Origin of the sequence: Ureibacillus suwonensis (assembly GCF_042655065.1) — a bacterium.
Taxonomy (GTDB): Bacteria; Bacillota; Bacilli; order Bacillales_A; family Planococcaceae; genus Ureibacillus; species Ureibacillus suwonensis.
The window spans coordinates 1-6,189 of sequence record NZ_JBHSNQ010000148.1 but is presented as its reverse complement, the minus strand read 5'-3'; the positions used below and the strand labels follow the sequence as shown (position 1 = coordinate 6,189).

Here is a 6,189-nt window from a genome sequence, read left to right as displayed (position 1 = left end):
ACATACTGAAAAGGGCCGCAAATTCCCAAACCAATTTCAAAAATAAGGAAACAGAGCGAATGGAAAAACTCATTGTTTTCTCCATTCGCTCTGTTTTTATGGACTTTTTAGACAAGCCCTTTTTTATCTTTTGTCCCAGCCTCTTTTTATAATTTTCAGAAAAATTCATACCCATTAAACTCATGAACTTCCTTCACCGGATACCACTCTACGTTTCGTTGTAAGCAAAATAACCATTCCGACGGCAATAAGGATCGCCAAGAAAAACATGCCGGAAGATAATGTAAACATTCCTAAAATCGTTGGCCCGACAAAGCCACCCAATGCTGCAAAGGAATTGACCAATGCAATACCGACCGGCGCCGTTGATTCGGTAAAGAAGAAAGTCATATATGCAAAAAAACATCCGGTAAATCCATATAATCCGATTGAAGTCAGCATCAACATCAATACCATTGCCGTCAATGAATCGGCAACGGCACAACCGATGAAACCGATCATTGCAACAATCAACGAAATGAACAGGTGCTCCTTATGTTTGCCAATACGATCTGCGCTCCAGCCTACAAAAAGCATGGAAGGAATGGCCACCACATAAGGCAGCATGGCAAGCCAACCAATCTCCAAATTTGTCGTAGCTTCGGACAATGATTTGATGATGCTCGGTATCCAAAAGGATAGTCCATAGACACCGGTATAAGCCACAAAATAGAAAGCCGATAATTTCCATACCGTTGCATCTTTTAACATCTCTTTTTTCGAAACTTTATTCACTTTGCTGCTGGCGATCCGTTCCTTTTCCAATTCACCTTCAATCCAGTTTTTCTCTTCTTCTGTAAGCCAATTTGCATCACGGGGACGATTAATTAAATAAAACAGTACCACAACCCCAAGTATAACTGCAGGAATGCCTTCCAAAATAAACATCCAGCGCCATCCGGCAAGCCCTGCCCATGCAATGTTATCCATTATCCAAGTGGAAATTGGTGCCCCTATTAAACCTCCGATCGGCAAAGCCATAATTAAGACTGCTGTTGCAATGGAACGTTCATTTTCTTTGAACCAATAGGTCAAATAGAGAATAATCCCTGGAAAAAATCCTGCTTCTGCAACACCCAATAAAAATCGAAGGATATATAAATGTGCGGCACTTTGTGCAAATCCTGTCAAAACCACAACAATTCCCCAAGTGATCATAATGCGGGCAATCCAAATTCTTGCCCCGACTTTGTGCAAAATCATATTGCTCGGGATTTCAAAGAAGAAGTATCCGATAAAGAAAATGCCGGATAATAAACCAAATACTTCAGCGGTCAAAGCCAAGTCTGCATTCATTTGAAGGGCGGCATATCCCATATTCACCCGATCAAGATAAGCGACAATATATAAAAGCAGGACAAACGGCAAAATGCGAACCATCCTTTTTCGTGTTGCAGATTGTATCACAGCAGGATCAGTCATTTTTTCCCCTCCATTTTAATGTGATGCCGATGCGCTCGCTCAACTCTTCCAGGGATAAATCTCCCATCAGCTCTGTGACACCCACTTCTCCATCTTCAAATGTAAAAATCGCATAATCGGTTACGAGCATATCAATTGTTCGGATTCCGCTGATGGGATAAGTCAGTTCTTTCACGATTTTTGTCGAGCCGTCTTTAGTGAATAATGTTGCCGCACCAATCACTTTTTTCGCACCCGTCACCAAATCCATGGCTCCGCCAACACCTAGAATCGGTTTGTTTGGAACTGCCCAATTCGCCACTTGTCCCAATGTATTCACTTGCAAAATCCCCAAAACCGCCACATCAATGTGGCCGCCTCGGATCATAGCAAAGGAGTCTGCACTGTTAAAGAAGGAGGCGCCTTTTGTAATCGTCACCGGTTCTTTTCCGGCATTGATCAATTCCGCATCCAGTTCTTCTTCTGTCGGCGGCGGACCGATTCCCAGCAATCCGTTTTCCGATTGAAAATATAAATCTTTCCCTTCCGCAAATGAAACCACCAATGTGGGAATGCCGATGCCCAAATTGATTACTTGGCCATCTTCCAGTTCCTCGGCGATCCTTTTGGCGATTTTCAAACGTACATCAGCTTCGGACAAATCGATCACCTACTTTTTTATATTCCGTTCGGATAATGTAATCCACGTAAACATGCGGGGTGATGACATGTTCCGGATCAATTTCGCCCACTTCGACGATTTCATCGACTTCCGCAATCACGATATCCGCAGCTGTCGCCATTATCGGATTAAAATTTCTTGCCGTGGCATGATAGGTCAAATTCCCCAACCGATCCGCCGTTTTCGCACGAATGATTGCCACATCCCCTTTGATCGCCTTCTCAAATATATACCGTTCTCCATCAATGATCCGTTCTTCTTTCCCTTTTGCCAGTTCCGTTCCAACAGCCGTTTTTGTATAAAATCCGCCAATTCCTGCCCCGCCGCACCGAATGGCTTCTGCCAGAGTCCCCTGCGGCAGCAAATCAATCTCCAGTTCGCCTTTTGACCAGGCAATCACCGCTTCTTTGTTGATGGTAAAGAAAGATCCGGTCGCTTTATCAATCTTTCCCCGGATAAAAAGCTGATGCAATCCCATTCCATAATCTCCTAGATTGTTGCTGACCACATGCAAATGTTTCACATCCGTTTCGCATATGACGTCAATGATTGTCAACGGCGACCCTACGATTCCAAATCCGCCTACCAAAATGGTCTGACCGTCTTTGAAAATCGAAGAAAGTTCGGAAGGATGATCAACGACTTTTTGTTTCATCGGATTCCCCTTTCTTTTAAGTGGAATATAATGAGTGATTTACATTCCCCCTGCAACTTTGACATGCTCCATTGTGATGGCTGATGCTTCATCAGAGGCCAAAAAGAATACGGTATTGGCAATCTCCGTAGCTTCAATGAACCGGTTCATCGCCTGGCGCGGATACATAATTCGGACGAGCGCTTCCTGTTCTGTCAACCCTTCGCTTTCATATAAATCTTTCAATTGTTTTTCCAACAACGGCGTTTTTACTGGCCCAGGCAAAACCGAGTTCACGGTAATCCCATAAGGGGCGCCTTCCAACGCTGCTACACTGGTGATCCCTATTACACCATGTTTTGCGGCTACATAGGCCACTTTTTCCGGAGTAGCCATTTTTCCATGAACGGAAGAAATATTGATGATTCGGCCATATCTTTGTTTCTTCATTTGAGGAAAAACATGTTTTGTCATCAAGAAAACGCCGGTCAACATGACATCAATCAACTGCTGCCATTTTTCCAGTGGGAACTCTTCAATTTTCGCCCGATATTGCAGACCCGCATTGTTCACCAGCACATCGATTCTGTCATGTTCCCTGATAATTTTTGAAATCACCGCATGCACTTCTTTTTCATTACTCACATCCAAACGGTGGCCATAAGCGTTTTCCCCCAATTGTTGAACGGCCTGATCCACCTTTTCTTGATCCAAATCCAATAAGTAAACAATATCGCCGTTTTCAATAAACTTTTTCGTAATCGCCGTGCCGATTCCACCGATTGCTCCAGTGACTAAAACTACTCTTTTACTGGACATTGACATCACCTCAGTAACGTGTATGGATTAAATGTTTTAAAAGTTCGGAATCCCTTTGCAATACGTATTCATCAAATCCCTTTCCAGGATATTCAAAGAAACCTTTCCCGTTTTTTACACCTAAATGATTTTTCTCAACCAAAGTACTTATGGATGAATATTCCCTTTCACTTGACTCGATTTCTTTCTGAAGATTTTTCAGCACAATCAACCAGACATCCAATCCGCCAAAGTCGATGATTTTCAGCAAACCGCTTGCTGAAAAGCGGAAACCGGGACCATCATATAAAGTTTTTTCGAGATCTTCTTTTGAAACGATACCATTTTCCAATAGCGCTAATGCTTCTCTCGCCAATGCCACTTGAATTCTATTGGCGACCAGCCCGGGAATTTCTTTGTGAACGATGATCGGGGATTTATCAATGGATTCAAAAAATGCTTTCACTTTTTCCAATACTTCAGGGGAAGTTTCTTCTAAAGCAAGCAATTCAACCAGTGGAATGATTTGCGCGGGATTAAAGAAATGGGTCAGCAGCAGTTGTTTTCGATGTTTTGTTACATGGAGGGCAATATCTGAGAGTTTTAAACTGGAAGTGTTTGAAGTTAATATGGCATCCGGTTTTGCAATTTCGTCCAATGTTTTAAAAATTTCCTGTTTTATTTCAAGGTTCTCTGTAGCACTTTCTATGATTAAATCCGCATCCTTTAAGTCTTCAAGGCTTGTTGAATAGTTGATAAATGCCTTTGATTCCTTTTCAGAAAATTTCAAAGGATATCCGCTTTCCTTAAAAAGTTGAAAATAAGTATTGAATTTATCCTTGGCTGTCGCAATTGCCTCTTCGGATACATCGACAACATGAGTTTGGATCCCTTTGATGGCAAAGTAAAAGGAAATACCAAACCCCATTGTTCCAGCGCCGATTACTCCAATCTTTTTCATCGTAAACCTCCTTTTAGATTAATAGAACAAAATTGCAACAATTAATCCAGGTACCGCGGCAACCAATGGTGCTATGACTGAAGTTGCAAAAATATGTTTGTAAGCATCCTTATGTGTCAATCCTGCAACGACCAACGTGGTAATGACTGCACCATTATGAGGAAGAGCATCCAAACCGCCGGATGCAATGGCTGCGATGCGGTGGAATGCCTCAGGGCTGACACCAAGGCTTAAATAGAGATCTGTCAGCGTTTCCATCGCAATAGCCAGTCCACCCGAACTGGATCCTGTAATACCTGCCAACAAGTTGGTTGCGACAAAGAGTGAAATCAAAGGGTTGCCAGGAATATTCGTGACGATATCCTGAAAGACTGCAAATCCGGAAGTGGCCGCAATGACTGAACCGTATCCGACATCTGCAGAAGTATTGATGATCGGCAAAACAGCATTTGTCGCACCAATATTGATTGTTTCTTTTTTCAGGGATATATATTTATGGAAAAGGACCGCACTAACAATCACTGTAATCATTAAGGTATATATAATTTCTAATTTTACGAGGTTTAATAAAACCAGCAATAGAACGGGAGGAATCAGACTAAGGATAATATTCGGGAGTTTTTTATGGGCATATTTATCCTCAACTTCGTCTTCCTTGCTTTCTAAATTTTTCATATTAAAGTATGTTTCGCCCCGTTTTTCAGAACGTTTCAACGCGAAATGGATATACCAAATATTGATGATGATAACAAAGATAGCGCTTACAATTCCGATCCAGGCACCTGCAGTAACGGTTGTCCCCAAATAGGCGGTCGGGATGATATTTTGAATGGCGGGAGTTCCCGGAAGCATCGTCATTGTAAAAGTCGCCATCCCCGGCATAAACGCCGCAATAAATAAGTGCCATGGGATATTCATTTCTTTGAAAATCGGTTTGGCGATTGGCAGAATGGCAAAAATCACAACAAATAAACTTACGCCGCCATATGTCAACAGTGCACAAACAAACATGATTGTGACCAAAACTCTTAATTTGCTCTTTTTACCCGATATTTTCAACAGATATTGAGCTATCGTTCGGGCAGCTCCGGATTCTTCCATAAATTTGCCAAACATCGCTGCAAATAGGAAAATTAAGAAATAATTCTTCACATAATTTGTAAATCCGTTCATATAGTCATTTTGGAAGGTATCGATGATCGGCATATTGTTCAATATCATGACAAATAAGCTGACGACCGGAGCTATGATGATGATGGTGAACCCTCGCATTGCCAAAATCATGAGTAAAATTAAAGATAGAATGATGGTGATCAAACTCCACATCGAAACTTCTCTCTCCTTTTTAGGAATTTATAGTCCGATTACATTTTTCTAACATTCCGCCTCCTTGCTTCTCATTTTAATTTACATTAAATGGGATTTTTTATTGATAGTTGGTTTTGCCCTGATAGGTATGTGTATAACATCTTATTAACAATTTGTGAAACTTATTCGAAATTTTAAGAAACAGTATCATATCGTTTTCCAATGATCGGATCAATAATAATCGAGTAGGAGGGAGCGATTAACTCCCGTCCTCTCACACCACCGTACGTACGGTTCCGTATACGGCGGTTCAATTAAGATAATTGACGCAAGTTTTCATAACTTCCGTGAATAGCTGTTCTCTTT

Annotated in this window: 7 protein-coding genes; all 7 read right to left on the bottom strand. The window is 41.6% G+C overall.

The window, feature by feature from the left end; all coding sequences use genetic code 11:
- A partial coding sequence (locus ACFPOH_RS11540; RefSeq protein WP_390309765.1) for a hypothetical protein occupies window positions 1–184 on the bottom strand: 184 nt, incomplete at its 3' end.
- Window positions 181–1,461: an MFS transporter gene (locus tag ACFPOH_RS11535; protein WP_390309763.1), complete on the bottom strand. Its 1,281-nt coding sequence runs from the start codon at window positions 1,459–1,461 to the stop codon at window positions 181–183. The genes ACFPOH_RS11535 and ACFPOH_RS11540, both read right to left, overlap by 4 nt.
- Window positions 1,454–2,101, bottom strand: a complete 648-nt coding sequence (locus tag ACFPOH_RS11530; protein WP_390309761.1) for a 3-oxoacid CoA-transferase subunit B — start codon at window positions 2,099–2,101, stop codon at window positions 1,454–1,456. Before ACFPOH_RS11530 ends, ACFPOH_RS11535 begins: the two co-directional genes overlap by 8 nt.
- A complete protein-coding gene (locus ACFPOH_RS11525; RefSeq protein ID WP_340714488.1) occupies window positions 2,088–2,777 on the bottom strand; it encodes a CoA transferase subunit A in 690 nt (229 codons plus the stop codon). Before ACFPOH_RS11525 ends, ACFPOH_RS11530 begins: the two co-directional genes overlap by 14 nt.
- A gap of 39 nt (window positions 2,778–2,816) precedes the next feature.
- Window positions 2,817–3,575: a 3-hydroxybutyrate dehydrogenase gene (locus tag ACFPOH_RS11520; protein ID WP_340714487.1), complete on the bottom strand. Its 759-nt coding sequence runs from the start codon at window positions 3,573–3,575 to the stop codon at window positions 2,817–2,819.
- 10 nt (window positions 3,576–3,585) lie between these two features.
- Entirely contained in the window at window positions 3,586–4,515 is a 930-nt protein-coding gene (locus tag ACFPOH_RS11515; RefSeq protein WP_390309758.1) for a 3-hydroxyacyl-CoA dehydrogenase family protein, read from the bottom strand.
- Window positions 4,516–4,533: 18 nt separating this feature from the next.
- Window positions 4,534–5,841, bottom strand: coding sequence for a GntP family permease (locus ACFPOH_RS11510; RefSeq protein WP_340714485.1), 1,308 nt, complete (start codon window positions 5,839–5,841; stop codon window positions 4,534–4,536).
- Window positions 5,842–6,189: the final 348 nt, after the last annotated feature.

Excerpts from the sequence above, each read along its gene's own strand:
- ACFPOH_RS11525 (WP_340714488.1), bottom strand. The coding sequence starts at position 2,777 with ATGAAACAAAAAGTCGTTGATCATCCTTCCGAACTTTCTTCGATTTTC.
- ACFPOH_RS11510 (WP_340714485.1), bottom strand. The coding sequence starts at position 5,841 with ATGTGGAGTTTGATCACCATCATTCTATCTTTAATTTTACTCATGATT.
- ACFPOH_RS11515 (WP_390309758.1), bottom strand. The coding sequence starts at position 4,515 with ATGAAAAAGATTGGAGTAATCGGCGCTGGAACAATGGGGTTTGGTATT.
- ACFPOH_RS11520 (WP_340714487.1), bottom strand. The coding sequence starts at position 3,575 with ATGTCCAGTAAAAGAGTAGTTTTAGTCACTGGAGCAATCGGTGGAATC.
- ACFPOH_RS11535 (WP_390309763.1), bottom strand. The coding sequence starts at position 1,461 with ATGACTGATCCTGCTGTGATACAATCTGCAACACGAAAAAGGATGGTT.